The organism is Streptomyces sp. NPDC002784 (assembly GCF_053592135.1).
This window is the reverse complement of the sequence record NZ_JBSFVD010000002.1, coordinates 141241-166366: the sequence shown is the minus strand read 5'-3', so window position 1 is coordinate 166366 and position 25126 is coordinate 141241. Positions and strand designations below refer to the sequence as shown.

The 25126-nt window shown below is 71.7% G+C and carries 21 protein-coding genes, 2 tRNA genes and 1 pseudogene; 10 read left to right on the top strand and 14 right to left on the bottom strand.

Annotation, left to right across the window (positions count from 1 at the left end; genetic code table 11):
* Nucleotides 1–26 precede the first annotated feature (26 nt).
* The 7 genes from pcaDC to ACWD1Z_RS05365 are packed head-to-tail and all read right to left on the bottom strand — an operon-like array spanning nucleotide 27 to nucleotide 6485.
* Nucleotides 27–1148 (bottom strand): bifunctional 3-oxoadipate enol-lactonase/4-carboxymuconolactone decarboxylase PcaDC, encoded by a 1122-nt coding sequence (gene pcaDC / locus ACWD1Z_RS05395; RefSeq protein ID WP_451115733.1) that lies wholly within the window; start codon nucleotides 1146–1148, stop codon nucleotides 27–29.
* Complete coding sequence (gene pcaB, locus ACWD1Z_RS05390) at nucleotides 1145–2458, bottom strand: 3-carboxy-cis,cis-muconate cycloisomerase (RefSeq protein WP_451115732.1); 1314 nt, start codon at nucleotides 2456–2458, stop codon at nucleotides 1145–1147. Before pcaB ends, pcaDC begins: the two co-directional genes overlap by 4 nt.
* A complete protein-coding gene (gene pcaG, locus ACWD1Z_RS05385; protein ID WP_451115730.1) occupies nucleotides 2455–3060 on the bottom strand; it encodes a protocatechuate 3,4-dioxygenase subunit alpha in 606 nt (201 codons plus the stop codon). Before pcaG ends, pcaB begins: the two co-directional genes overlap by 4 nt.
* 6 nt (nucleotides 3061–3066) lie before the next feature.
* Nucleotides 3067–3840 (bottom strand): protocatechuate 3,4-dioxygenase subunit beta, encoded by a 774-nt coding sequence (pcaH, locus tag ACWD1Z_RS05380; RefSeq protein WP_451115728.1) that lies wholly within the window; start codon nucleotides 3838–3840, stop codon nucleotides 3067–3069.
* A 19-nt stretch (nucleotides 3841–3859) separates the two neighbouring features.
* Nucleotides 3860–5062: a thiolase family protein gene (locus tag ACWD1Z_RS05375; RefSeq protein WP_451115727.1), complete on the bottom strand. Its 1203-nt coding sequence runs from the start codon at nucleotides 5060–5062 to the stop codon at nucleotides 3860–3862.
* Nucleotides 5059–5703 (bottom strand): CoA transferase subunit B, encoded by a 645-nt coding sequence (locus ACWD1Z_RS05370; protein WP_451115725.1) that lies wholly within the window; start codon nucleotides 5701–5703, stop codon nucleotides 5059–5061. The genes ACWD1Z_RS05375 and ACWD1Z_RS05370 overlap by 4 nt, the downstream gene beginning before the upstream one ends.
* Nucleotides 5703–6485 (bottom strand): CoA transferase subunit A, encoded by a 783-nt coding sequence (locus ACWD1Z_RS05365; protein WP_451115723.1) that lies wholly within the window; start codon nucleotides 6483–6485, stop codon nucleotides 5703–5705. The genes ACWD1Z_RS05370 and ACWD1Z_RS05365 overlap by 1 nt, the downstream gene beginning before the upstream one ends.
* Nucleotides 6486–6683: 198 nt before the next feature.
* Here ACWD1Z_RS05365 and ACWD1Z_RS05360 point away from each other — a divergent pair, with 198 nt between their 5' ends.
* On the top strand, nucleotides 6684–7148 hold the full coding sequence (locus ACWD1Z_RS05360) for a MarR family winged helix-turn-helix transcriptional regulator (protein WP_451115721.1): 465 nt from the start codon (nucleotides 6684–6686) through the stop codon (nucleotides 7146–7148).
* A 16-nt stretch (nucleotides 7149–7164) separates the two neighbouring features.
* Here ACWD1Z_RS05360 and ACWD1Z_RS05355 read toward each other — a convergent pair whose 3' ends face one another.
* Nucleotides 7165–8130, bottom strand: a complete 966-nt coding sequence (locus ACWD1Z_RS05355) for a DUF3048 domain-containing protein (protein WP_451115719.1) — start codon at nucleotides 8128–8130, stop codon at nucleotides 7165–7167.
* Between the two features lie 173 nt (nucleotides 8131–8303).
* On the opposite strand from ACWD1Z_RS05355, the gene ACWD1Z_RS05350 reads away from it, so the two are divergent.
* The gene (locus ACWD1Z_RS05350; protein WP_451115717.1) at nucleotides 8304–9494 is read left to right on the top strand and encodes a zinc-dependent alcohol dehydrogenase; all 1191 of its coding nucleotides are present in this window, start codon (nucleotides 8304–8306) and stop codon (nucleotides 9492–9494) included.
* Here the strand turns inward: ACWD1Z_RS05350 and ACWD1Z_RS05345 are convergent, their stop codons facing one another.
* Complete coding sequence (locus tag ACWD1Z_RS05345; protein ID WP_451115715.1) at nucleotides 9495–10559, bottom strand: ATP-dependent DNA ligase; 1065 nt, start codon at nucleotides 10557–10559, stop codon at nucleotides 9495–9497. It lies immediately after the preceding gene.
* 74 nt (nucleotides 10560–10633) lie between these two features.
* On the opposite strand from ACWD1Z_RS05345, the gene ligD reads away from it, so the two are divergent.
* Nucleotides 10634–11659 carry a non-homologous end-joining DNA ligase gene (ligD, locus tag ACWD1Z_RS05340; protein WP_451115713.1) on the top strand — a complete coding sequence of 342 codons (1026 nt, stop codon included), beginning with the start codon at nucleotides 10634–10636 and terminating at the stop codon, nucleotides 11657–11659.
* Here ligD and ACWD1Z_RS05335 read toward each other — a convergent pair.
* Both ACWD1Z_RS05335 and ACWD1Z_RS05330 read right to left on the bottom strand, forming a co-directional pair.
* Complete coding sequence (locus ACWD1Z_RS05335) at nucleotides 11646–13829, bottom strand: OmpL47-type beta-barrel domain-containing protein (protein ID WP_451115711.1); 2184 nt, start codon at nucleotides 13827–13829, stop codon at nucleotides 11646–11648. The genes ligD and ACWD1Z_RS05335 overlap by 14 nt on opposite strands.
* Nucleotides 13829–16306: a ThuA domain-containing protein gene (locus ACWD1Z_RS05330; protein ID WP_451115709.1), complete on the bottom strand. Its 2478-nt coding sequence runs from the start codon at nucleotides 16304–16306 to the stop codon at nucleotides 13829–13831. The genes ACWD1Z_RS05335 and ACWD1Z_RS05330 overlap by 1 nt, the downstream gene beginning before the upstream one ends.
* Nucleotides 16307–16469: 163 nt before the next feature.
* Here ACWD1Z_RS05330 and ACWD1Z_RS05325 point away from each other — a divergent pair, with 163 nt between their 5' ends.
* The 7 genes and pseudogenes from ACWD1Z_RS05325 to ACWD1Z_RS05295 form a co-directional block, all read left to right on the top strand.
* A complete protein-coding gene (locus ACWD1Z_RS05325) occupies nucleotides 16470–17480 on the top strand; it encodes a multicopper oxidase domain-containing protein (RefSeq protein ID WP_451115708.1) in 1011 nt (336 codons plus the stop codon).
* Nucleotides 17481–17546: 66 nt separating this feature from the next.
* Nucleotides 17547–18557, top strand: a complete 1011-nt coding sequence (locus ACWD1Z_RS05320) for a LacI family DNA-binding transcriptional regulator (RefSeq protein ID WP_451115706.1) — start codon at nucleotides 17547–17549, stop codon at nucleotides 18555–18557.
* Nucleotides 18558–19016: 459 nt separating this feature from the next.
* Nucleotides 19017–19811, top strand: coding sequence for a VOC family protein (locus ACWD1Z_RS05315; RefSeq protein ID WP_451115704.1), 795 nt, complete (start codon nucleotides 19017–19019; stop codon nucleotides 19809–19811).
* 151 nt (nucleotides 19812–19962) lie between these two features.
* Nucleotides 19963–20208: a WhiB family transcriptional regulator gene (locus ACWD1Z_RS05310; RefSeq protein WP_250073254.1), complete on the top strand. Its 246-nt coding sequence runs from the start codon at nucleotides 19963–19965 to the stop codon at nucleotides 20206–20208.
* 76 nt (nucleotides 20209–20284) lie between these two features.
* A tRNA-Gly gene (locus tag ACWD1Z_RS05305) sits at nucleotides 20285–20359 on the top strand.
* A gap of 9 nt (nucleotides 20360–20368) precedes the next feature.
* Nucleotides 20369–20444 (top strand) — tRNA-Glu (locus ACWD1Z_RS05300).
* Between the two features lie 65 nt (nucleotides 20445–20509).
* Nucleotides 20510–20791 (top strand): annotated as a pseudogene (locus tag ACWD1Z_RS05295) (short-chain dehydrogenase); the annotation flags it as partial.
* Nucleotides 20792–20799: 8 nt separating this feature from the next.
* Here ACWD1Z_RS05295 and ACWD1Z_RS05290 read toward each other — a convergent pair.
* The 3 genes from ACWD1Z_RS05290 to ACWD1Z_RS05280 form a co-directional block, all read right to left on the bottom strand.
* The gene (locus tag ACWD1Z_RS05290) at nucleotides 20800–21777 is read right to left on the bottom strand and encodes an acyl-ACP desaturase (protein WP_451115702.1); all 978 of its coding nucleotides are present in this window, start codon (nucleotides 21775–21777) and stop codon (nucleotides 20800–20802) included.
* A 218-nt stretch (nucleotides 21778–21995) separates the two neighbouring features.
* The gene (gene ddaH / locus ACWD1Z_RS05285; RefSeq protein WP_451115701.1) at nucleotides 21996–22772 is read right to left on the bottom strand and encodes a dimethylargininase; all 777 of its coding nucleotides are present in this window, start codon (nucleotides 22770–22772) and stop codon (nucleotides 21996–21998) included.
* A gap of 92 nt (nucleotides 22773–22864) precedes the next feature.
* Nucleotides 22865–25123 (bottom strand): ATP-binding cassette domain-containing protein, encoded by a 2259-nt coding sequence (locus tag ACWD1Z_RS05280; RefSeq protein WP_451115699.1) that lies wholly within the window; start codon nucleotides 25121–25123, stop codon nucleotides 22865–22867.
* Between the last annotated feature and the right edge of the window lie 3 nt (nucleotides 25124–25126).

Sequence of the window (25126 nt, the reverse complement as noted above, 5' to 3'; positions counted from 1 at the left end):
CGTCGCCTGACCGGTCGGGGCGGGGGTCACCCCGCGTCCTCCTCCGCGAGCACGCGCTGCGCCGCCGCGAACGCCGAGTTCGCCGCCGGTACGCCGCAGTAGACGGCCGTCTGGAGCAGCACCGCGCCGATCTCCTCCGGGGTCAGGCCGTTGCGCCGGGCCGCCCGGACGTGCATCGCCAGTTCGTCGTAGTGGCCGTGGGCGACCAGCGCCGTCAGGGTGATCATGCTGCGCTCGCGGCGGCTGAGCGTGGGGTCGGTCCAGATCTCGCCCCACGCGTAGCGGGAGATGAAGTCCTGGAAGCGCGCGGTGAAGGGGGTCTGCCGGGCCTGGGCCCGGTCCACGTGCGCGTCGCCGAGCACCTCCCGGCGCACCTCCATGCCGCGCGGGGCACTTCCGTCGAAGTGGGCGCGCAGCGCCGTCAGGACGGCCTCCGGGCACTGCGCGGGCGCCAGATGGGAGGCACCGGGGAGCTCCACGAGCGCGGCCCCGGGCACCGCGTCGGCGATCTCCCGCAGATGGGCCGGCGGGGTCGCCGGATCCTCCCGGCCGGCGATCAGCAGGGTCGGCGCGGCGATCTCCGCGAGCCGGTCGCGCAGGTCGAAGGCGGCCAGGGCGTCACAGCAGGCGGCGTACGCCTCCGGGTCGGCGTCGCGGTGGTCCTGGACGAGCCGCGGCACGGTGAACCCGGGCGTGAACCAGCGGGAGTCGGCCGCCCCGGCCAGCTCGGCGAGCCCCTGCGCGCGCACCCGGGAGGCCCGCTCCTGCCACGGCTTCGCCCCGTTGAAGTGGGCCGAGGAACAGATCACGGCGAGCGACGACACCCGCTCGGGCCGGTGCACGGCCAGATGCAGCCCCACGGCGCCGCCGAGCGAGACCCCGGCGTAGGCGAACCGCTCGACGCCGAGCGAGTCGGCCAGGCGCAGCACCAGGTCGGCGAGGTCGCCGACGGTGGCCCCCGCCCGGATCAGCCCGGCCGCCGAGCCACCGTGCCCGGGCAGGTCCCAGCGGACCACCCGGTGCCGGACGGACAGCTCGGGCGCGACCGCGTCCCACAGGGCGTACGAGGTGCCCAGCGACGGGCCGAGCAGCAGCGGGGGAGCGGAAGCGGGGCCCTCGGCGCGGTGGTTGAGGAGAAGGTCGGTCAACGTCGCTCCAGAGCGCGGTCGGTGAGGGCAGCGGCGCTGCCGGTGTAGCGGACGGGGTCAGTGAGGTCGTCCAGGTCGATGCCCTGCAACTCCGGCTCAGCGGCGAGGAGTTCGGCGAGGCTCCGGCCCTCGGTGTGGGTGCGCCGGGCCAGCTCCGTGAGCAGTTCCTTGGCGCGGGTGCGGCCGAGCAGCGGGGCGAGTTCGGCGGACAGCCGCTCCGAGACGATCAGGCCGTGGGTGAGATCCAGGTGGGCGCGCATCGCGTCCGTGTGGACCCGCAGCCCCCGGGTGAGCTCGGAGGCGTCCCGGGCGGCGCCGCCCGCCAGCCGGAGCAGCTCGCGCAGCGGCTCCCACTCGGCGTGCCAGGCACCGGCCGGCCGCTCGTCCTCGGCGGCCAGCGACCCGTACAGCGTGGCCGCGAGCTGGGGCGCCCGCCGGGCCGCGGCCGCGATCAGCGTGGACCGTACGGGGTTCGCCTTGTGCGGCATGGCCGACGAACCGCCGCCGCTGCCCTCGGCGAGCTCCGCGATCTCGGTACGGGACAGCGTCAGCACATCCGCCGCGATCTTGCCCAGCGCCCCGGCCGTGAACGCCAGACAGCCGGCCAGGTCGGCGACCGGCGTGCGCAGGGTGTGCCAGGGCAGGACCGGCGCCGCGAGCCCGGTCTCCCGCGCGTAGGCCGCCACCAGCGCGGTCGCGTCCTCGGTGCCGTACGCCGTGAAGGCCGCCAAGGTCCCGGCGGCGCCGCCGAGCTGGACGGGCAGAGAGTCCCGTACGGCGGTCACCCGGTCCCGCGCGTCCAGCACCAGCGAACGCCAGCCCGCCGCCTTCAGCCCGAACGTCGTCGGTACGGCGTGCTGGGTGAGGGTGCGGCCGGGCAGCGCGGTGTCCCGGTGCTCGGCGGCCAGCCGCGCCAGCGCCGACTCGGTGCGCGCCAGGTCGGCGAGGAGCGGCTGCAGGGCGCGGTGGGCGACCAGCATGGTCGCGGTGTCCATGATGTCCTGGCTGGTCGCGCCCCGGTGGACGCAAGGCCCGTACTCCTCGCCCACCGCCTTCGTCAGATCGGCGACGAGCGGGATGACCGGGTTGCCGGCGGCGCGGGCGCGCCGGGCGATCGACGCCACGTCGAACCGTGCGGCGTCGGCCGCCCCGGTCACCGCCTCGCCCGCCTCGGCCGGGCCCTGGGCGCGGGCCAGCGCGGCCTCGGCGTCGAGCAGCGCCTGGAGGTAGGCGGTGTCACCGGTCGCGGACGCGGCGGCGGAGTCCGCCCACCCGGGACCGAGCAGCGCGTCGTCGTCGGCAGAACTCACTGGAACTCCAGGAAGACCGTTTCGCCCTCGCCCTGAAGGCGGATGTCGAAACGGTAGGTGCCGTGCGGTCCCTCGGCGGCGATCAGCGTGGCGCGCCGCTCCGGATCCACCCGGGACAGCAGGGGGTCCGCGGCCAGTGCCGCGTCGTCGCCCGGCAGGTAGATCCGCGTGTACAGGTGCACGAGGAGTCCGCGCGCGAACAGGCAGACGCTGAGGTACGGCATGTTCCGCCCGCGCGCGCCGGGCCGCAGTGTCCGCGCGGACCAGTGGCCGTTGGCGTCGGTCTGCACGCGTCCCCAGCCGGTGAACTCGACGCCGTTGCGGCCCAGGAAGCCGCCGCTCGCCGGGTCGCGCCGCATGGAGCCGTCGACCCGCGGCACCCGGCCGTCCGGGTCGGGACCCCAGAGCTCCAGGAACGCGTCCGGCAGCGGATCGCCCGCGCCGTCGCGGACGTATCCCTGGAGGGCGATCGTGTCCGGGTGGCCGACCGGGGCGATGTCGCCGCCGCCGGGGAAGGGCAGGGCGTGGCCGTAGAAGGGCCCGACGGTGTGCGAGGGGGTGGGCAGGACCGTCTCGGGACGACTGGTGTCGATCTTCGTCATGGCAGCTCAGCGCCCTTCTTCGATCCAGGTGGCGTGCGGGCCGTCGAGGACGATGTCCCAGTGGTAGCCCAGGGAGAACTCCGGTACCGACAGGCTGTGGTCGTAGGTCGCGATCAGCCGCCGGCGGGCCGCGTCGTCGGTGACGGACTGGATGATCGGGTCGTAGGGGAACAGTGGGTCGCTGGGGAAGTACATCTGCGTCACCAGCCGCTGGGTGAACGCCGAGCCGAAGACCGAGAAGTGGATGTGCGCCGGACGCCAGGCGTTGAGGTGCTGACGCCAGGGGTAGGGGCCCGGCTGGATGGTGGTGAAGGTGTAGCAGCCGCTGTCGTCGGTCAGGGTGCGGCCGACGCCGGTGAAGTTCGGGTCCAGCGGGGCGTCGTGCTGCTCGCGCTGATGGGCGTAGCGGCCGGCCGAGTTGGCCTGCCAGATCTCGACGAGCTGGCCGCGGACCGGGCGTCCGTCGCGGTCGAGGAGCCGTCCGGAGACGGTGATGCGTTCCCCGATCGGCTCGCCGTCGTGCTGCCGGGTCAGGTCGTTGTCGATCTCGGTGATGTCCCGCTCCCCGAAGGCGGGGGAGGCCAGCTCCACCAGCTCCGGGTCCTTGCTGACGTCGATCGCGACCGGCGGCTGCTTGGGGTGGCGCAGGACGGAGGAGCGGTACGGCGCGTAGTCGCGCCGCGGGTGGTGCTCGACGGGGGCGCCGTCGGCGATCCGCTTCTCGTAGGCGGCGTGCTCGGCCGCGATCTCCCGGTCGATGTCGTGCTGGGTGAGAGTCATGGGGTTTCCTCGGGGGTTCTCAGCGTTCGAGGACGAGGGCGAGGCCCTGGCCCACGCCGATGCACAGGGTGGCGACGCCGACTCCGGAGCCCTTGCGGGCGAGCTGGTGGGCGACGGTGCCGGCGAGACGGGCGCCGGAGGCGCCGAGGGGGTGGCCGAGGGCGATGGCGCCGCCCTGCGGGTTGAGGATCGCCGGGTCCAGGCCGGGCCATTCGGCGAGGCAGCCGAGGACCTGGGCGGCGAAGGCCTCGTTGAGTTCGAGGACGTCCAGGTCGCCGAAGATCCGGCCCGCCTTGGTGAGGGCGCGGTGGACGGCTTCGACGGGGGCGAGGCCGAAGTAGTGCGGGTCGAGGGCGTGGACGCCGGTGGCGGAGATCCGGGCGAGGGGTTCGCGGCCGGTGGCCTTCAGGCCCGCCTCGTCGACCAGCAGCAGCGCGGCGGCGCCGTCGTTCAGCGGTGACGCGTTGCCCGCGGTGACCGTGCCGCCGTCCGGACGGAACGACGGCTTCAGCTTCGCCATCGCCTCCGGCGACGCGTCCGGCCGTACGCTCTCGTCGGCGCCGACGACGACCGGGTCGCCCTTGCGCTGCGGGACCGGCACCGGCGCGAGTTCGGCGTCGAACAGCCCCTCGGCCTGGGCCCGGGCCGCCTTGTGGTGGCTGTGCAGGGCGAACTCGTCCTGCTGCTCCCGGGTGATCTTGTGCTTGTCGGCGATCAGTTCCGCCGACTCGCCGAGCGGGATCGTCCACTGCGGTTCCATCCGCGGGTTGACCATGCGCCAGCCGAGCGTGGTCGAGTACAGCTCGGTGTGGGCGGCGGGGAACGGCTTGTCGTTCTTGGGCAGGACGTAGGGGGCGCGGGTCATGGACTCCACGCCGCCGGCCACGGCGATGGAGGCGTCCCCGGCGGCGATGGCGCGGGCCGCCTGGACGACCGCCTCCAGGCCCGAGGCGCACAGGCGGTTGACGGTCACGCCGGGGACCGAGGTCGGCAGCCCGGCGAGCAGCGCCGCCATCCTGCCGACGTTGCGGTTCTCCTCGCCGGCGCCGTTGGCGTTGCCGAAGTAGACGTCCTCGATGCGGGCGGGATCCAGCCGCGGGGTGCGGGCGATCAGTTCCCGGACGGCGTGGGCGGCCAGGTCGTCCGGGCGTACGGCGGCGAGAGCGCCGTTGTAGCGGCCGATCGGGGTACGGACCGCGTCGACGATGTAAACGGGGTTCACAGCAGATTCTCCGCAACGGTCAGTTCTGCGTCGGTCTTCGCGACGATCTCGTCCACGTCCACACCGGGCGCCGTCTCGACGAGGAGCAGACCCTCGGGCGTCACGTCGAGCACGCCGAGATCGGTGATGACCCGGTTCACACACGCCTTGCCGGTGAGCGGCAGCACGCACTCCTTGAGGATCTTCGGGGAGCCGTCCTTGGCGGTGTGCGTCATCACCACGATCACCGTGCGGGCGCCGTGCACCAGGTCCATGGCCCCGCCGATCCCGGTGATCAGCTTGCCCGGGATGGCCCAGTTCGCCAGATCGCCGCCCGCGGAGACCTGCATCGCCCCGAGCACGGCGACGTCGATGTGGCCGCCCCTGATCATCGAGAAGGACAGCGCCGAGTCGAAGAAGGAGGCGCCCGGCAGGACCGTCACGGTCTCCTTCCCGGCGTTGATCAGATCCGGGTCCACCTGGTCCTCGGCGGGGTACGGGCCCGTGCCCAGGATGCCGTTCTCCGACTCCAGGATCACCTCCACGCCCTCGGGCAGGTAGTTGGGGATCAGGGTCGGCAGGCCGATGCCGAGATTGACGTACTGGCCGTCCGCCAGCTCGCGCGCCGCCCGCGCGGCCATCTCCTCGCGTGTCCAGGCCATCAGCCGCTCACCGTTCCTCGTGCCGCGGGCGCGGAGACCGTGCGCCGTTCGATCTTCTTGTCGCCCGCCTGCTCGGCGGTGAGGGCGAGGACCCGCTGCACGAAGATCCCCGGCAGATGGACCGCGTCCGGGTCGATCTCGCCGGGCTCGACCAGCTCCTCCACCTCGGCGATCGTGATCCGCCCGGCCATCGCGGCCAGCGGATTGAAGTTCCGCGCGGACTTGCTGAACACCAGGTTCCCGTGCCGGTCGCCCTTCGCCGCCCGGACCAGCGCGAAGTCGGTGCGGATCCCGTGCTCCAGCACGTACTCGGTGCCGTCGAACTCGCGGACCTCCTTCGCGGGGGAGGCGAGAGCGACGCCGCCGGAGCCGTCGTAGCGCCACGGCAGTCCGCCGTCGGCGACCTGCGTGCCCACTCCGGCGGGGGTGTAGAAGGCGGGGATCCCGGCCCCGCCCGCGCGCAGCCGCTCGGCGAGGGTGCCCTGGGGGATCATCTCCACCTCCAGCTCACCGGCGAGGTACTGGCGGGCGAACTCCTTGTTCGCGCCGATGTAGGAGCCGGTCACCCGCGCGATCCGCCCGGCCGCGAGCAGGACGGCGAGCCCGGACTCCATCGCCCCGCAGTTGTTGGACACGACCGACAGCCCGCCGGTGCCCTGCTCGTACAGCGCCTCGATGAGCACGTTGGGCACACCGCTCAGCCCGAAACCGCCCACCGCCAACGACGCGCCGTCCGGCACGTCTGCCACCGCCTCGACGGCCGTGGCGACCACCTTGTCCATCCGTGAAGCCCCATCTCGTCCGAGCGCCCGGTCTGGAATTAGTCAGGGCACTGAGTATTTCAGCGAGGTGTCCTTCACGCTGCCACTGGTCGGCCGAAGCGTCAAGACCTCGGGTAAACGGCAGGTCATCGGTGCAGACGGTGAGTGTCGAGAGGGGTATCGTTCCGTGCACCAACGAATTCAAGGACGGGAGCGCACATGGCCGCGGTGGATCTGACCAGCCACCCCGGGCACCTGGCCCGGCGGTTGCAGCAGGCGCACTACCTGCTGTGGAACACGATGGTCTCGGAGGAGATCACCTCACCGCAGTTCGCCGTCCTGAACGCGCTCGTGGCCGAACCCGGGCTCGACCAGCGGACGGTGGGGGAGCGGGTGGGTCTTGACCGGTCCACCATCGCGGAGGTCATCAGCCGGCTCGGCCGGCGCGGGCTGCTGGACAAGGTCCGTGACCCGGCGGACGGCCGCCGCTTCCTGCTGCGTCTGACGGACGACGGGGTGCGCACCCACCGCAAGCTCACCGTGCGCACGGCCCGGATGAACCAGGTGTTCCTCGCCCCGCTCTCGGCTGACGAGCAGACCGTCTTCTTCGACCTCATCCGGCGGGTCGCGGACGCGGCCGAAGGGCTCCGCAACCCCGCGGAACCCCTGGTGGCTCCCCGCTGACCGAGCCGCCCGGACCTCAGGCCGCCCGCGCGTAGACCACCCACACCTGGCCCTCGGCGAAGTTCACGGGGCTGCCGTCCGGGTCCGTGAACTCGGTGCCGTCCGCGGGCGTCGCGCGCTTCCAGTCGGCGTCGTAGGCCCGCCCGTCGCGCAGCACCTTCGCCTTCCCCGAGCCCACCGTCTCGGTGTACGGCGTGTAGTTGCCGAGGGAGTCGTGGTACCCGGACGTGCGGATCGTGACGTACTGCACGACCACGGTCGCCGGAGCCACCCGCTTGCCGTCCGTCTGCACGGTCGGCGCGCCGTCCTGCGAGACCAGCCAGCGTCCCTGGTCCGCGGACCAGGAGAAGGTGAAGGCGGCGGCCGGGTAGCGGACCGTCTCCGAGGTGTCCGCCCGGCCGCCGGCGGGGGCGGCGCCGTAGCGGAAGCCGGTGGTCAGCGCGCCGGCGCCGGGCGGCGAGGGCATCAGCCGGGCCGGGCGCAGATAGAGGTTGTGCGGGGAGGGCCGGTCGGTGCCGCGGTAGTAGGCGCCGTCGGTCCGGCCCGGCGGCTGCGCGTCGATCGGGGCCTTGTCGATCAGCGGGAGCAGCTTGCGCTGGACTCCGGAGAAGGCGAGCGTCGGGTTCTCGAACTGGCGCAGCAGTTCCAGGTCGGACTCCCGGGCGCTGCGCACCGGGCCGACGGTCTCGGGCAGCTGCGTCGCGTACACCGCCATCAGGCGGCTCAGGCCGCCCTCGACCGGTTCGACGTAGACGATGTCCGCGGCGTCGAGGCCGGTCTGGGGCTTGGCCCGGCGGACGTTGTCGATCTTCACGGCGAGCACCGAGGCCGGGGTGGCCGCCTCGGAGCTCCGGTCGGGCGCGCGTCCGTCGTCCCGCCCGTCGCCCGGCGCGGTGCAGCCCGCCGCCAGCGAGACCGCCATCGCCGTGGCCAGCAGCGCCGCGGTCGTCGCGGCGCGTCCCGTCCGCGTCCTGCGTCCCATGCCCACCGACGCCACCCCGTTCTGTTGCCTTGATTGTGCGCTTATCAGTTCATTGATGGCCATACCCGGTGGAATCCGATCGCTCGCTGTGAATAGACCGATCGGCGCACCCGCGGTTCACAGCAGCGGCCCCGGGTACCCGGGACGCGGATCCGATGGAGGGAGCCAGAGGCGTGAAGGCTGTGACGTGGCAGGGCAAGCGGGACGTCCGGGTGGAGAACGTGCCCGATCCGATCATCCAGGAGCCCACGGACGCGATCATCCGCATCACCTCCAGTGGGCTGTGCGGCTCCGATCTGCATCTGTACGAGGTGCTCACCCCGTTCATGACGCCGGGCGACATCCTCGGGCACGAGCCCATGGGCATCGTCGAGGAGGTCGGCGCGGGCGTCGTGGACCTCAGCGCGGGCGACCGGGTCGTGGTGCCGTTCCAGATCGCCTGCGGCGACTGCTGGATGTGCCTGAACGGGCTGCCCACCCAGTGCGAGACCACCCAGTGCACCGGCGAGGGCATGGGCGCCGCCCTCTTCGGCTACACCCGGCTGTACGGCTCGGTGCCGGGCGCGCAGGCCGAGTACCTGCGGGTCCCGCAGGCGCAGTTCGGCCCGATCAAGGTGCCCGAGGGCCCGCCCGACGACCGGTTCGTCTACCTCTCCGACGTGCTGCCCACCGCCTGGCAGGCGGTCGCCTATGCCGACGTCCCGCCCGGCGGCAGCGTCGCGGTGCTCGGACTCGGGCCGATCGGTGACATGGCCTGCCGGATCGCGCGGGCGCGCGGCGCCGGGAGCGTGTTCGGCGTGGACCTGGTCACCGAACGGCTGCAGCGGGCGCGGGACCGGGGCGTGGAGACGTTCGACCTGCGGGACTTCGACAGCGAGAAGGAACTCGTCACGGCCATCCGCGACCGCACCGACGGCCGCGGCCCCGACGCCGTGATCGACGCGGTCGGCACCGAGGCGCACGGCAGCGCCGCCGCCCGCCTCGCCCAGCAGGCCACCGGGCTGCTGCCGAGGGCACTGAGCGGGAAGCTCGCGGAACGCTTCAGCGTCGACCGGCTCGCCGCCCTCTACACCGCCATCGACCTGGTCCGCCGCGGCGGCACCCTCTCGCTGGTCGGTGTCTACGGCGGCACCGCCGACCCGCTGCCGCTGCTCACCATGTTCGACAAGCAGATCCAGATCCGGATGGGCCAGGCCAACGTCCGCCGCTGGGCCGACGAGATCATGCCGTACCTCACGGACGAGGACCCCCTCGGCGTCGACGACTTCGCCACCCACCGGGTGCCGCTGACCGACGCGCCGCACGCGTACGAGATGTTCCAGCGCAAGCAGGACGGCGCGGTCAAGGTGCTGATGCAGCCCTGATCAGCCGCCGAGGATCTCCTCCAGGTCGTACCGGACCGGCTCCTCCAGCTGGGCGTACGTACAGCTCTCCGGAGTCCGGTCCGGGCGCCAGCGGCGGAACCGGGCGGTGTGCCGGAAGCGCGCCCCCTGCTCCATGTGGTCGTACGCCACCTCGCACACCCGCTCGGGTCTGAGCGGCACCCACGACAGGTCCTTCTTGCCCGACCAGCGGCTCGGCGCCCCCGGCAGCCGGGCCGTCTCGTGCGCCGCCTCCTCGGCCCAGGCCGCCCAGGGATGCCCGGCGACCTCGTCCATGCGCAGCGGCTCCAGCTCCTCGACCAGCGCGGCGCGCACCTTCATGGAGAAGGCGGCGGACACCCCGACATGCTGGAGGGCGCCCCGGTCGTCGTAGAGCCCGAGCAGCAGCGAGCCCACGACGGGCCCGCTCTTGTGCAGCCGGTACCCGGCCACCACCACATCGGCCGTCCGCTCGTGCTTGATCTTGAACATGGTCCGCTCGTCCGGCCGGTACCGCGAGGTGGGCGGCTTGGCGATCACCCCGTCGAGACCGGCCCCCTCGTACTGCTCGAACCACCGCTCGGCCACCTCGATGTCCATGGTCGCGGGTGCCACGTGCACGGGCGGCGTCGCCCCGGCCAGCGCCCTGGTCAGCAGCGCCCGGCGGTCGGTCAGGGGTACGTCCAGCAGCGACTCGTCCGCCAGGGCGAGCAGATCGAAGGCGACGAAGGAGGCGGGGGTCCGCTCGGCGAGCGTCCGCACCCGGGAGGCCGCCGGATGGATCCGCTCGGTGAGCGCGTCGAAGTCCAGATGCCCCTCGCGGGCGATCACGATCTCCCCGTCCAGCACGCACCGCTCGGGCAGCCGCTCCTTCAGCGCCGTCACCAGCTCGGGAAAATACCTGGTCAGAGACTTGGTGGTACGGCTGCCCAGCTCCAGCTCGGCACCGTCGCGGAACACGATCGCCCGGAACCCGTCCCACTTCGCCTCGTAGTGCATGCCCGCCGGGATCCTGGCGACCGACTTGGCGAGCATCGGCTTGACGGGCGGCATCACGGGGAGGTCCATGGTCCGATTTTGCGCGGAACCCTCCCGATCCGCCCGGTATGCGAGCCATGGGAGGTGCGCCTACCGTGGCTCGCATGGGTGAAGCGGTGGAGTTGGCGGCGGGCGGGCGCACGGTACGGCTGTCCAGCCCGGACAAGGTCTTCTTCCCGGAGCGCGGTTTCACCAAGCTGGACCTCGCCCGGTACTACCAGGCCGTCGGGCCCGGCATCCTGCGCGCCCTGCGGAACCGGCCCACCACGCTGGAGCGCTATCCGGACGGGGTGAACGGCGAGAACTTCTTCCAGAAGCGGGCCCCCAAGAACATGCCCGACTGGATCCCCACCGCCCACATCACCTTCCCCAGCGGACGCAGCGCCGACGAGATGTGCCCGACCGAGGAGGCGGCCGTGCTCTGGGCCGCCCAGTACGGCACGCTCACCTTCCACCCCTGGCCGGTGCGCCGGGACGACGTCGACAGCCCCGACGAACTCCGCATCGACCTCGACCCGCAGCCCGGCACCGACTACGACGACGCGGTCCGCGCCGCCCACGAACTGCGTGCCGTGCTGGAGGAGTTCGGGGGCCTGAAGGGCTGGCCCAAGACCTCCGGCGGACGAGGGCTGCACGTCTTCGTGCCGATCGAACCGCGCTGGACGTTCACCCAGGTCCGCCGGGCCGCCATCGCCGTCGGCCGGGAGATGGAGCGCCGGATGCCGCGGCAGGTGACGATCAAGTGGTGGAAGGAGGAGCGGGGTGAGCGGATCTTCATCGACTACAACCAGACCGCCCGCGACCGCACCATCGCCTCCGCCTACTCGGTGCGCCCCCGCCCGCACGCCCCCGTCTCCGCACCCCTGACCTGGGACGAGGTCGGCACCGCACACCCCCGCGACTTCGACCTGGCGACCATGCCGGCCCGCTTCGCCGAACTCGGCGACGTGCACGCCGACATGGACGAGCACCGCTTCTCGCTGGAGGCACTGCTGGAACTGGCCGCGCGGGACGAGCGCGACCACGGGCTCGGGGATCTGCCGTACCCGCCCGAGTATCCGAAGATGCCGGGAGAACCCAAGCGGGTACAGCCGAGCAAGGCCCGCAAGGAGGGGCCTACAGCTCCTTGATCCGGATGTCCCGGTACGACACCACGTCCGTCGTGCCGTGCACCTGGAGGCCCAGGTAACCGGAGGCGAACCGGCGTCCGTCCGTGCCGGGATCGTCCGAGCGGGGCGGGGAGAAGTCCTGGCCGCCCAGGTTGTCGAACTCGTTGATCAGCACGCCGTTGCGGTAGACCGAGTAGTGCTGGTCCACCACCCGGATCTCGTAGTCGTTCCAGGTGCCCTTCTCGGTCACGCCCGCGCCGGCCAGGCCGACCCGGTCGAAGCCGTAGACCGAGCCCGTCTTGTACATGTCGCCGTCGGGCCGGTCGAGCACCTGCACCTCGTGGCCGTACTTGATGGCGACCCACTCGGGACGGGTCTCCTCGGGATGGTCGTGGACCCACGGGAAGCGCACGAAGACACCGGAGTTGGCGTTCCCGGTGCCCGGAGCGTCGTCACGCCACTGCAGGCGCAGCGAGAAGTCGCCGTACTTGCGCTCGGGGAACCACAGCATGCCGAGCCCGGCCCGGGTGGTGCCGCTGGTCATCGACCCGTCGGCGTTCAGGCCGAACGAACCGCCGCCCACGTGGCGCCACTTGGCGAACGAGCCGGCGCTGCCGTCGAAGAGCGTGCGGTAGCCCTCGGTCTGGCCCGGTGTGCCGATACCGGACTGGCGGGCGGCCCGGGTGATCAGGTTGTACTCGCGCTGGTCGACGACGCCTTCCCGCAGCAGCCGGTCGAGGACCGTCTTCACATGCTTGAGGAACAGCGCCTGGGACGTCCACTCCTTCTCGTCCTCGATCAACTCGTTGATCCGGCACCGGTTGTCGGTCAGCCGGTTCGGCACCCCGGAGTCGACCGTGCCGACGATGACCGTCAGCCGCTCGTCGTACTCCGGACAGGGCGGCGCGGGCACCCCGCCCGACACGACCGTGAAGCTCACCGTCCGCGCCGCGGAGGTGTTGCCCGCCGTGTCGGTCGCCCGGTACGCGAGCGTGTGCGCGCCCGCCCGGTCGACGATCACGGGTGCGCCGTACGCCAGATAGGGCCCGCCGTCGAGCGAGTACTCGATGCCCGCGACCCCGCCCGCGTCGGTCGCGCTGACCGTCACCCTGGCGCTCGCCACGTACGCCCCGTCGGAGTTGCGCGTGCCCTCCACGGTCACGCCCGTCACCGGCGGTGTGGTGTCCTGCGGCGGCGCCGCGACCACGGTGAACTCCACGCTCTTGACGGCCGCCACGTTCCCGGCCTTGTCGGTGGCGCGGAACCGGACGGTGTGCGTGCCGACCTGATGCACCATCACGGGCATGGTGTACGGCTGCCAGGCGCCCGTCCCGACGGCGTACTCGATGGTGTTGACGCCCGAACCGGTGTCGGACGCGGAGACGGTCACCGTCGCCATGTCGGTGTAACTGCCGTCGGGATTGCGCTCCCCGCTCACCGTCGCGGAGGTCTCCGGCGGGGTCGTGTCGTCCGTGGGCGGCGCCACCACCGTGAACGCGGCGCTCTTCTCGGCGGAGACGTTCCCCGCCTTGTCCACGGCCCGGTAGCGCACCGTGTGGTCACCGACCTGGTCCACCACGACCGGCGTGGTGTACGGCTGCCAGGCGCCCGTGCCGATCGCGTACTCGACGCGGTCCACCCCGGAGCCGCCCTCGTCGGTGGCGTGGATCATGACGCTCGCCGAACCGACGTACTGGCCCTGCGCGTTCTGCGTGCCACTGACGTGCGCCGAGGTCGCGGGCGCGGTGGTGTCCTCGCCGGTGCCCTCGGTGACGACGAGGATGCCCTGCATCTGGCCGTGGCCGGGGATCGTGCAGGAGTAGAAGTAGCGGCCCGGGGTGAGCGTGACCTCGGCGGTGTGGCGGCCGCCCTGGTCGTCGCCCGGGGTCGCCAGGATGTTGAGCTGGACATCGCTGTTGAACTCGGGGTCGCTGGTGGCGAACGTCAGCGTGTGCGGCATGCCGGTGGTGTTGCCGGTCGCCGCGCTGTTCTCGAAGACGATCGTCGCCGCGCCCGCCACCGCCGTGGTGGGGGCCGAGGTGTACTTGGTGATGTCGTCGCCCGCCGTCCAGGTGAGCACCTGCGCCGCGGCGGCCGCCGGTTCGGGCCGGGCGGTGGACGGCGCCGCCTGCACCCCGAGCAGGACCAGGACGGCGGCCAGCAGGGCCGTCAGGAGTCTGCGCTGCCGCATCACTGCGCTCCCCTCGCCAGCTGTCCGGCGGCCGGCGTCGGGCCGCCGCCGGTGTACGTGATCCGCCACAGCGCGGACTTGGCGTCCGAGGTGAAGAAGCCGCGGCCGTAGTCGAGGACGTAGAGCGCGCCGTCCGGACCGAACCTCCAGTCCATGAGGTTCTTGATGCCGTCGCTGCCGACCGGCACGATCTTCTTCAACGACTCCGAGTGCACCGGCAGTCCGCCCTCGCCGTGCGTCCTCGGGTCGGTGATGACCGCGTTGCGCGGCTGGTCGGCGTCGTAGAAGTCACCGACGAACCACTTCCCGTCCCAGTACGCGGGCCACTTGGTGGTGCTGGTGCTCGCCGCGTCGTAGCGGTAGACGGGTCCGTTCATCGCGGCCTGTCCGCCTCCCTTGAGCCACGGCAGCAGATACGTCGACTCCGCCTGCTGGTAGGACGGGACGCCGTCCGCGTCGCGCGGGAAGTCCGGGGCGCCGCCCTGGGGCGAGTACCAGATGTTGTTGCCGGTCACCGGCGGCAGGTTGACCAGGCCGTCGTTGTTCGGCGACTCGTTCTTCGGGTGGTCGCAGTCGTACCAGCCGAGCGGCTTGGCCGGGTCCGGCAGATTGCGGTCCCGGTAGGGCTGCTTGTTGCCCATGCAGTACGGCCAGCCCCGGTTGCTCGCCTTGGTGATGACGGCGAACGTGTCGTACTTGGCCGGACCCCAGGTCGGTGACGGAGCGCCGGCGTCCGGGCCGACCCAGCCCGCGTAGAGGATGTCGGTCGACCTGTCGACGAAGATACGGGCCGGGTTCCTGACACCCATCACATAGATCTCGCCGCGCGTCTTGCCGCCGCCCTCGTCCGTCTCCCGCCCGGTGAACAGGTTCCCCTCGGGCAGCGTGTACGTCCCGTCCCGCTCCGGATGGATGCGCAGGATCTTGCCGTTGAGGTTGTTGGTGTTCCCGGCGGTCCGGCGCGCGTCGGCGAAGGAGACGCCCTTGTAGTTCGGCTGAGGGTTGTTGCCCGAGTAACCGTCGCTGAAGCGGCTGGAGTTGTTGTCGCCGGTCGCGATGTACAGGTTGCCCTTCGAGTCCCAGGCCATCCCGCCGCCCGCGTGGCAGCAACTGTGGATCTGCACCGGCCACTTGAGCAGCACCTTCTCGCTGCTCAGGTCCAGCTTGTTCGTCGCGAGGTCGAGCGTGAAGCGGGAGACCCGCCGCTCGGCCATGCGGGTGTCACGGTTGATCTGCGCGTGCGGGGTCCAGTGCAGGTACACCCACCCGTTCTCCTGGAACCGCGGATCCAGCTCGATGCCGAGCAACCCCTCCTCGACCTTGACCAGTTCGTCGCCGCCGCCCTTGTTGCCGAAGACGGTGAGCGCGCCCGCCCGGGTGACCTGCTCGGTCTTCGGGTCATAGACGTGGATCTCGCCCTGGCCCTTGCCGATGTCCGGGTTGTTCCAGTCGGTGATCACCGGCTGGGAGGAGTCGGCGCCGCCGCGCCCGATGTAGAGCACCCGCCCGTCGGGGGCGGTGACCAGGCCGTGCGGTTCGCCGATCTGGTCGTTCTGGCCCGGCTGGTTGGGCCGGGTGAGCCGCTCGGCCGTGTAGTGGCCGGTGATGGTGGCCTTGCAGTCCGCCCGCACCAGCCGGGTCGTCCACAGCAGGGCGCCGCGCAGATGGGCGCGGAAGTCCGTCTCGTCGTACGAGGAGACCGTGCCGCCCATGCCGGTGTAGAAGGACCGGCCGCCGTCGTAGTCACGGCACCAGCTCACCGGGTGGTCCCAGCCGTTGGCGCCCGCACCGGGCTGGTACGTCGACTCGCGCACCCGGGCGACGGTGTGCACGCTGCCGGTGGGATTCTTCGCCCAGTTCAGCCAGCGGTCCGGCCGCTTCCACTGCACCGGCAGATCCTTGGTCGCCGGATGCGAGCGGTCGCCGACCTCCACGGTCGCCCGCTGCACGCCGGCCGGGCCGCCGGCCGCCGGCCGGGCACCGATCAGCCCGGTGAACCACTCCGAGTACGGCTCCGCGCGCGCCGCGTCGTGCAGGCCGACGAAACCGCCGCCCGCCTCCATGTAGGCCTCGAGTCCCGCTTCCTGCTCGGGGTCGAGGACGTCGCCGCCGCCGGTCGGGAACACGATGGCGTTGTAACGGCCCAGCGCGGTCTCGTCGGTGAAGACCGAGGCGTCGTCCGTCGCCTCGACCTTGAAGCGCTGGTTCAGCGGCCCCGAGAGACCGATCTTCTCGATCGCCTCGATACCGGCGTTCACCAGGGGCGACTCGTCGCCGGCGGCGGCGGAGCCGTAGAAGATCAGCACGCGTACGTTCGCGCCGCCCGGGGGCGACTTGATGGACATCGTTGTCAGGGTCGGGTCGGGGGCCACGCGCGCACTCGCGGGCGGGCCCGACAGCAGTCCGGCGGCAACGGCTCCGGCCGCTACGGCCGCCGCCCAGCCGCGTCTTCTCGTGCTCAACCCTCGTAAGTGCATGGGCACCTCCTCGGTCACAGCAACAGCGCCATGGAAGCTAGACCTCTTCGCTTCACTCGCCAATACCTATGACCAGAATGGAACGAACTTTGTCCTGCGTGTGGATAAACCGCTCCGGTCCCGCTACTGTCTCGAACTCCGTACCGGAACAGGGGAGTTCGGCATGGACAGACGCGGCTTCAACCGTCGGGTACTGCTGGGCGGCGCGGCCCTCACGACATCGTTGTCGATGGCGCCGAAGGCCACCGGCGCCGACCGAACGGCGCGTACGGCGACCGCCACGGGCGAGGTCAGACACCTCAAGCTGTACGCCGAGAAGCTCGCCGACGGGCAGATGGGCTACGGCTTCGAGAAGGGCAAGGCGACCATCCCGGGACCGCTGATCGAGGTCACCGAGGGCGACACCCTGCACATCGAGTTCGAGAACACCATGGACGTGGCGGCCAGCCTCCATGTGCACGGCCTGGACTACGAGATCTCCAGCGACGGCACCAAGCTGAGCAAGAGCGACGTCGAGCCCGGCGGCACCCGCACCTACACCTGGCGCACCCACGCCCCCGGCCGCCGCAAGGACGGCACCTGGCGGGCGGGCAGCGCGGGTTACTGGCACTACCACGACCACGTGGTCGGGACGGAACACGGAACGGGCGGCATCCGGAAGGGCCTGTACGGCCCGGTGATCGTGCGGCGCGCGGGCGATGTGCTGCCGGACATGACGTACACGATCGTCTTCAACGACCTGCTGATCAACAACAAGCCGGCGCACTCCGGGCCCGACTTCGAGGCCACCGTGGGGGATCGGGTCGAGTTCGTGATGATCACGCACGGCGAGTTCTACCACACCTTCCACCTGCACGGTCACCGGTGGGCGGACAACCGCACGGGCATGCTCACCGGGCCCGACGATCCCAGTCAGGTCATCGACAACAAGATCGTGGGCCCGGCGGACTCCTTCGGCTTCCAGGTGATCGCGGGCGAGGGGGTCGGCGCGGGGGCCTGGATGTACCACTGCCATGTGCAGAGCCACTCCGACATGGGGATGGTGGGGCTGTTCCTGGTGAAGAAGACGGACGGGACGATCCCGGGGTACGAGCCGCACGAGCACCAGCAAGAGCAAGAGCAAGAGCAAGAGCAAAAGCAAGAGCAAAAGCAAGAGCACGAACACGAGCACTGAGTCAGGACTGGAGCGCTCTCACGGCGTGGGAGGCCGGGGCTATCCTGGGCCGATGAGGAGCCCGAAGTGACCGGCACCGCCCCGCGTCCCACGCTGGAGGCCGTGGCCGCACGCGCCGGGGTCTCACGGGCCACCGCGTCCCGGGTGGTCAACGGCGGGGACGGGGTCAGGGAACCCCTCGCCGCGCGGGTGCGGCGAGCGGTGGAGGAGCTCGGATACGTGCCCAATCAGGCGGCCCGCAGTCTGGTCACCCGGCGCCACGACGCGGTGGCCGTCGTCGTCGCGGAACCGGAGAGCCGGGTCTTCGCCGACCCCTTCTTCGCCCTGCAACTGCGGGGCATCAGCAAGGAGTTGGCCGCCCACGACAACCAGCTCGTCCTGCTGCTCACCGAGGGCCGGGACGACCATGCCCGGGTCGCCCGCTACCTGTTCGGCGGGCATGTCGACGGCGCGCTGGTCTTCTCCCTGCACCTCGACGACCCGCTGCCCGGACTGATCCAGCAGGCCCGCATTCCCACGGTGTTCGGGGGACGGCCCGGCTGGCGCGGGGTCCGCGGCGACGTGGTGTACGTCGACAGCGACAACCGGGGCGGGGCGCGGGAGGCCGTACGGCATCTCGTGCGGCTCGGCCGGAGCCGGGTGGCGCACATCACCGGGGCGCTGGACCAGACCTCGGCGGTGGACCGGCTGGACGGGTACCGGGATGTCATGGAGGGCGCGGATCCGCGGTGGATCGCCGAGGGCGACTTCACGCCGGGCGGCGGTGAACGGGCGATGCGCGAACTCCTCGACCGGTGCCCCGACGTGGACGCCGTGTTCGCCGCGAACGACCTGACCGCGGCAGGCGCCCTGCGGGTGCTGCGGGAGCGGGGGCGGCGGGTGCCGCAGGACGTGGCCGTCATCGGGTTCGACGACATGCTGCCGGTGGCCGAGCAGACGGATCCGCCGCTGACGACGGTCCGTCAGGACATCGAGGAGATGGGGCGGTTGATGGCCCGGCTGCTGCTGCGCGGGCCGGCCGACGAGCAGGCGAGCGTGGTCCTGCCGACGACGCTGGTGCGGCGGGGCTCGGCCTAGAACGGGGAGGGTGTTCTCCGTCGGGACAACCCGGGCGGCAGGGCCGTCGGCCGGTCTGCTCCAGGCGGAAGCCGACTGGCCGGCGGTGCCTGCCGGGGACGACCACTACCCGTATCCGAGGACCGGCTGGTCCTTCGTGCCGAGCCGGTCGAGAATCCCCCGGATGGCCCCGTGGCTCAGGGCTTCTCGTGGCGGAGCATGGAGCAGCTACTCAGCGCCTCGGCCCAACAGGTCTGCGAACATGTGTTCGACGCGTTGCTGTGCGGCCCGGTCCCGGTCCAGGGACGTCCCCGAGCGGCTCCGGCGTCGGCTCCCCGTGCCCACGACCCGCTCCCATGCCGCACGCTCCGGTAAGAACATCCGGACGTCCCACGGATGGGACGCGCTCCGACGGCGATTGTCAGTGGGCGGTGGAAGACTCGGCTGAGCACGCATCGGGACCCCTCGGAGGAGGGCATCATGCTCACCACCCGTTTTGTCCACGGCGCTCCCAACTGGGTCGACGTCGGGACCACCGACATCGACGGCGCCACCGCCTTCTACCACGCCCTGTTCGGCTGGGAGTTCCGGTCGGCGGGCCCCCGGTCCGGCGGCTACGGCTTCTTCCAGCTCGACGGGAGGACCGCCGCCGGTGGCATGCAGAACCCGCCCGAGCAGGGCCCGCCCGCCTGGACCGTCTACTTCCACAGCCCGGACGCGGACGCCACGGCGAAGGCGGTGGAGCGGGCGGGCGGCCAGGTGGTCATGCCGCCCGACGACGTCATGGGCAAGGGCCGCATGGCCATCCTCGCCGACCACGCGGGGGTGACCTTCGGCGTCTGGCAGCCCGCCGCCCTCCAGGGCCTCGACGTCGCGGGCGACCCCGGCTCGCTGTGCTGGGTGGAGCTGTACACCCAGGACCTGGCCCGGGAGGCCGCCTTCTTCGACACCGTGTTCGGCTGGGAGACCTCGGCGATGGCGTTCCCCGGCGGCGTCTACACCGGTATCAACCCCGCCGGCGCCGGCGAGGACGCCATGTTCGGCGGCCTGGTCACCCTGGCCGACGACCCCACCGGCACCGAGGAGGAGCCGTACTGGCTGCCGTACTTCGAGGTCGGGGACACCGATGTCGTCGTCAGCAAGGCGCAGGAGCAGGGCGGCACGGTCCGGATGCCCGCCGTCGACGTGGAGGGTGTCGGCCGGATGGCCAAGCTGGAGGACCCCTACGGCGCCCGCTTCGCGGTGATCAGGAGCGCCGCCCCGCCGGAGGGCTGACCGGGCTCCCGGATCGCGTCGGACACGCCGCGCGCCGCCGTGCTTTCCGGGGCGCGGCGGGGGCATCATCGTGCGGTCGCCCGGGGCCGCGCCCCGAGGCGTTGATCCGGCGTTGATCGAACGTTTTTCGCCGCCGGGCACGCTTCGGGCCATGTTCATCGACACAGTCACCACGCCCGATCTCACCTGGCAGCAGGAGGCGTTGTGCGCGCAGACCGGGGCGGACTTCTTCTTCCCCGAGCCGGGCAGCTCCGTACGGGAGGCGAAGCGGATCTGCGGCCTGTGCCCCATCCGCTCCGCCTGTCTGGAGTACGCCCTGGACAACGACGAGCGCTTCGGCGTCTGGGGCGGCCTGTCGGAGAAGGAGCGGCTGGCGCTGCGGCGCACGGCCCACTGACCTGAGGCCACGCCCCGTGCGCCGCCGGAAACGAGGCGACCGGCCGTTCGCGGTGCGGTTGGGATCCGGGGGCGCACCCGGGCGTAGCGCAGAGGCAGGCGCACCCGCCTCGCCAAGGCGGCAGACATCGGTACGAATCCGATCCCCGGGTCCGCGTCGGGGCCCCTGCGGAGCAGAGGCAGACTCACCGCCTTCTCAGGGCGGACACGCCGGTTCGAATCCGGCCGGGGCCACCACGCGCACAGGCACGGGGCGGGGACATGGGCGAGGGCATCGACGAGGAGGAGCCGGCCGCCTTCCACACAAGACGGCCGGCCACCCGCACACCGACACGGCCAAGGCCGCCCTCAACCTGCTCACGCGCACCAGCGCCGCCGAACTCGCGGGCCGGGGCGTCCACATGTGCGCCGCCGACACCGGCTGGATCACCGACGAGAACCCCGCGCCCAAGAAGGCCCGCATGGCCGGCGCGGGATTCCGGACGCCGCTGGACGTCGTGGACGGGGCGGCCCGCGTGTACGCCCCGATCGTGCGCGGCGAGGCGGGCGATCCGGTGTCCGGGGTGTTCCTGAAGGACTACCGGGCAGGGCGTCAGCCCGCGGCGCGCGCCGCCATGCGCGCCTTGCGCGCGGCCAGCTTCTCGTCGAACTTCGAGGCCTCGGCGTCCAGGCCGTTCATGAACAGGCCGAGTTCCTCCTGCGCCTTGAGGCCCTCCGGGCCGAGGCCGTCGATCTCCAGGACCCTCAGATGGCGCAGCACCGGCTGGAGCACGTCGTCGTGGTGGATCCGCATGTTGTAGACCTCGCCGATCGCCATCTGCGCGGCGAACCGCTCGAAGCCGGGCATGCCGTGACCGGGCATCCGGAAGTTCACGACGACGTCCCGGACCGCCTGCATGGTCAGGTCGGGGGCGAGCTCGAAGGCGGCCTTCAGCAGGTTCCGGTAGAAGACCATGTGCAGGTTCTCGTCGGTCGCGATGCGCGCGAGCATGCGGTCGCAGACCGGGTCGCCGGACTGGTGGCCGGTGTTGCGGTGCGAGATGCGCGTCGCGAGCTCCTGGAAGGCGACGTAGGCCACCGAGTGCAGCATCGAGTGCCGGTTGTCCGACTCGAAGCCCTCGCTCATGTGGGCCATGCGGAAGGCTTCCAGCTTGTCCGGGTCCACCGCGCGCGAGGCGAGCAGGTAGTCGCGCATCACGATGCCGTGCCGGCCCTCCTCGGCGGTCCAGCGGTGCACCCAGGTGCCCCAGGCGCCGTCGCGGCCGAAGAGCGAGGCGATCTCGTGGTGGTAGCTGGGCAGGTTGTCCTCGGTCAGCAGGTTCACGACCAGCGCGATCCGGCCGATCTCGGTGACCTTGGACTGCTCCTTGTCCCAGGCCTCGCCGTCCTCGAAGAACCCGGGGAAGTTGCGGCCGTCGGACCAGGGCACGTACTCGTGCGGCATCCAGTCCTTGGCGACCGAGAGATGGCGGTTCAGTTCCGTCTCGACCACTTCCTCGAGCGCGTAGAGCAGCCTGGCGTCGGTCCAGGCCGAGGTCGGGCTGCCGAGGTTCGGGGAAGTAATCGTCACGGGAACTCCAGGGGGGCGTCACACGAGCGGAAGCGGACCGGCTGGCGGTCGGTGGAACCTACGGAATCGTAGGCTACGAGACCGTAGGTTACGAAGCCGTAGGTTAAAAATGCTGTAAGGACCGCTGATCAGCCGGGTTCCCAAGGATGCGGAGGGCATGCCCGAAGAGCCCCGGGAACCGGCAGGTCCCGGGACTGCGAGGATGAGGTGTCACCAGGTCAGGCGTACAGGTCCCGCATCCGTACCGAGAGACATGTCACACAGCCTTCGAGCTTCTCGAACTCGCCGATGTCCACCACGACCGGCTCATGACCGAGGTCGGCGAGCAGCTCCGCCGTCTTCGGCGCGCTCGCGGAGATCAGCAACCGGTTGCCGCCGAGCAGCACCACATGGCCCCCGGCCTCCTCGGGCACCGACAGGAAGCGCGGGAAGAGCGCCGGCCGGTCGACCTTCGGGATGTGCCCGATCACCGTTCCGTCGGGCAGCGCGGTGACCGCGGACTTCAGATGCAGCACCTTGCTCACCGGTACGGCGACGACCCGCGCCCCGAGCGGCTCGAAGGCGGCCCGCACCTGCTGGACGCCGGCCGCGTTGGTGCGCCCGCCGCGGCCGACGTAGATCGTGTCACCGACCTTCAGCACATCGCCGCCGTCCAGGGTGCCGGGCTCCCAGATCCAGTTCACCGAGCAGCCGAGGGAGGCGACGGCCTCCTCGACGCCGACGGTCTCCGCGCACCGCGCCTCGGCGCCGGGGCGGGTGATCAGCGCGACGTTCCGGTACATGACGACCGTGTCCTCGACGAACACCGCGTCCGGGCAGTCGTCGGCCGGATCCACCTCGACGGTCTCCCAGCCGTGGGCGCGCAGCGCCTCCGTGTACGCCTCCCACTGCTCCACAGCGCGGCCGACGTCGACCTTCTCCCGCTCGATGTGCGTCACCAGCCCCTCGGCGAGGCGCGGGCCGGGGCGGCGGACGAGGGCCTTCTTGCTGGGCACGAGATTCTCCGAATCGGCGACAGGTTCCGGCGCCCGTGATCCGGCGCCGGTCCGCCATCATGCAGGGCCGGTCCGCCCGGGCAAAACCCGTCTCACCAGGCTGTGGCCCTCCTGAGATGCTCCGCGGTGAAGGATCCGGGGACGTCGAGGAGCCCGCGCGGGGTACCGGTGAAGATCACCTCGCCGCCGTCGCGCCCGCCGTCCGGACCGAGGTCGACGACCCAGTCGGCGTGCGCCACCACGTCCAGGTGGTGCTCGACCACCACGACCGTGTTGCCCGCGTCGACCAGCCGGTCCAGCAGGGCGAGCAGCGCGTCCACGTCGGACAGGTGCAGCCCGGTCGTCGGCTCGTCGAGGACGTACAGGGCCCCGGTCAGATGCAGCCGGGTCGCCAGCTTGATGCGCTGGCGCTCCCCGCCGGAGAGCGTGGACAGCGGCTGGCCGAGGGTGAGGTAGGTGAGCCCGACGTCGCGCAGGGCGCGCAGCCGGCGCCGTACGCCGGTGTCGGCGAAGAAGTCGAGCGCCTGCCCCGCCGTCATCTCCAGGACGTCCGCGATGGAGCGGCCGTCGACGGTCAGCCGCAGCACCTCGTCCTTGAAGCGCCGCCCCTCGCAGTCGTGACAGGTCGTCGTCACCGGGTCCATGAAGGCGAGGTCGGTGGAGATGATCCCGCGGCCCTCGCAGGTGGCGCAGGCGCCGGAGGAGTTGAAGCTGAACAGGCCCGCCTCGGCACCGGTCTCCCGGGCGAAGATCTTCCGGACCGTGTCCATGATCCCGACATAGGTCGCCGGGGTGGACCGCGCCGAGATCCCGATCGACGACTGGTCCACGACCACCGCCTCCGGGTGAGCCCGGGTCAACTCCGCGGCCAGGGAGCTCTTGCCCGACCCGGCCACCCCCGTCACCACGGTCAGCACCCCGGCCGGGAACTCCACCGTCACGTCCCGCAGGTTGTGCCGGTCCGCGCCCTTCACCCACAGCCCGCCGGCCGCCTCCCGCACGGTCTCCTTCACGGCGGTACGACGGCCCAGACACCGCCCGGTCAGCGTCCCGGAGGCGGCCAGACCGTCCGGCGTGCCCTCGAACACCACCCGCCCGCCGTCGGCGCCGGCCCGCGGACCCATGTCGACCACATGGTCCGCGAGGGCGATGACGTCCCGGTCGTGCTCCACGACGAGCACGGTGTTGCCCTTGTCGCGCAGCCGCAGCAGCAGCTCCCCGAGCCGCCCCACGTCCCGCGGATGCAGCCCGACGCTCGGCTCGTCGAAGATGTACGTCATCCCGGTCAGGCTGGAACCGAGGTGCCGCACCGTCTTCAGCCGCTGCCCCTCGCCGCCGGAGAGCGTGGCGGTCTCCCGGTCCAGGCTGAGATAGCCGAGCCCGATCGCGTCGATGCGCTCCAGCGCGGCCACCGCGGCCCCGGCGATCGGCCGCGCGACCGGGTCGTCGATCTCCTTCAGTACGGCGATGAGGTCGCTGACCTGCATCCGGGTGCAGTCGGCGATGGTCAGCCCGTTGATCTCGGTGGCGAGCGCCGCCGCGTTGAGCCGGGCGCCGCGGCAGGCCGGGCAGACGCCGTCCACCATGAACTCCCGGACCAGGTCACGGGTCTTCTGGCTCATCGACGACAGGTCCCGCTTCAGGTACAGCCGTTCGAAACGGTCGGCGAGCCCTTCGTAGTCGGTGGTCCAGGTGCCGCCCGAGCCGCTGACGGTGACCTTGCTGCCGGGCCTGCCGCGCAGCAGGAACTCCCGCTCCGCGGCGGTGAACCGCCGCACCGGCTTGTGCGGGTCCAGCTCGGCGGAGTTCGTGTACGCCTGCCCCTGCCAGGTGCCCGCGGCGAACGGCGGGAAGCGGACCGCGCCGTCGGCGAGGGAGCGCTCCTCGTCCAGGATGCGGCTCCAGTCCGGCCCCACGGCCCGCCCGAGACCGTCGCACTGCGGGCACATGCCCGAGGGGTCGTTGAAGGAGTACGCGGTCGCGGGACCGGCACTCGGGGTGCCGTGCCGGGAGAACAGCACCCGGATGACCGAGTAGACGTCCGTCATCGTGCCGACCGTGGAGCGCGAGTGGCCGCCGATCGGGCGCTGGTCGACGACGATCGCGGGGGAGAGGTCCCGCAGCGTCTCCGCGTGCGGCCGCTCGTACTTGGGCAGCCGGTTGCGCACGAACCAGGTGAACGTCTCGTTCAGCTGGCGCTGCGACTCCACCGCGATGGTGTCGAAGACGACCGAGGACTTGCCCGATCCCGAAACGCCGGTGAACACGGTCAGCCGGCCCTTCGGGATGCGGAGCGTGACGTCCTTGAGGTTGTTCTCCCTGGCTCCGGTGATGGTGATGAACTCGCTCATGCC

What these genes read in the sequence shown, in the direction of transcription:
- pcaG (WP_451115730.1), bottom strand. Translation starts at nt 3,060, where the DNA reads ATGACGAAGATCGACACCAGTCGTCCCGAGACGGTCCTGCCCACCCCC.
- pcaH (WP_451115728.1), bottom strand. Translation starts at nt 3,840, where the DNA reads ATGACTCTCACCCAGCACGACATCGACCGGGAGATCGCGGCCGAGCAC.
- ACWD1Z_RS05370 (WP_451115725.1), bottom strand. Translation starts at nt 5,703, where the DNA reads ATGGCCTGGACACGCGAGGAGATGGCCGCGCGGGCGGCGCGCGAGCTG.
- ACWD1Z_RS05365 (WP_451115723.1), bottom strand. Translation starts at nt 6,485, where the DNA reads ATGGACAAGGTGGTCGCCACGGCCGTCGAGGCGGTGGCAGACGTGCCG.
- ACWD1Z_RS05360 (WP_451115721.1), top strand. Translation starts at nt 6,684, where the DNA reads ATGGCCGCGGTGGATCTGACCAGCCACCCCGGGCACCTGGCCCGGCGG.
- ACWD1Z_RS05355 (WP_451115719.1), bottom strand. Translation starts at nt 8,130, where the DNA reads ATGGGACGCAGGACGCGGACGGGACGCGCCGCGACGACCGCGGCGCTG.
- ACWD1Z_RS05345 (WP_451115715.1), bottom strand. Translation starts at nt 10,559, where the DNA reads ATGGACCTCCCCGTGATGCCGCCCGTCAAGCCGATGCTCGCCAAGTCG.
- ligD (WP_451115713.1), top strand. Translation starts at nt 10,634, where the DNA reads ATGGGTGAAGCGGTGGAGTTGGCGGCGGGCGGGCGCACGGTACGGCTG.
- ACWD1Z_RS05335 (WP_451115711.1), bottom strand. Translation starts at nt 13,829, where the DNA reads ATGCGGCAGCGCAGACTCCTGACGGCCCTGCTGGCCGCCGTCCTGGTC.
- ACWD1Z_RS05330 (WP_451115709.1), bottom strand. Translation starts at nt 16,306, where the DNA reads ATGCACTTACGAGGGTTGAGCACGAGAAGACGCGGCTGGGCGGCGGCC.
- ACWD1Z_RS05325 (WP_451115708.1), top strand. Translation starts at nt 16,470, where the DNA reads ATGGACAGACGCGGCTTCAACCGTCGGGTACTGCTGGGCGGCGCGGCC.
- ACWD1Z_RS05315 (WP_451115704.1), top strand. Translation starts at nt 19,017, where the DNA reads ATGCTCACCACCCGTTTTGTCCACGGCGCTCCCAACTGGGTCGACGTC.
- ACWD1Z_RS05310 (WP_250073254.1), top strand. Translation starts at nt 19,963, where the DNA reads ATGTTCATCGACACAGTCACCACGCCCGATCTCACCTGGCAGCAGGAG.
- ACWD1Z_RS05280 (WP_451115699.1), bottom strand. Translation starts at nt 25,123, where the DNA reads ATGAGCGAGTTCATCACCATCACCGGAGCCAGGGAGAACAACCTCAAG.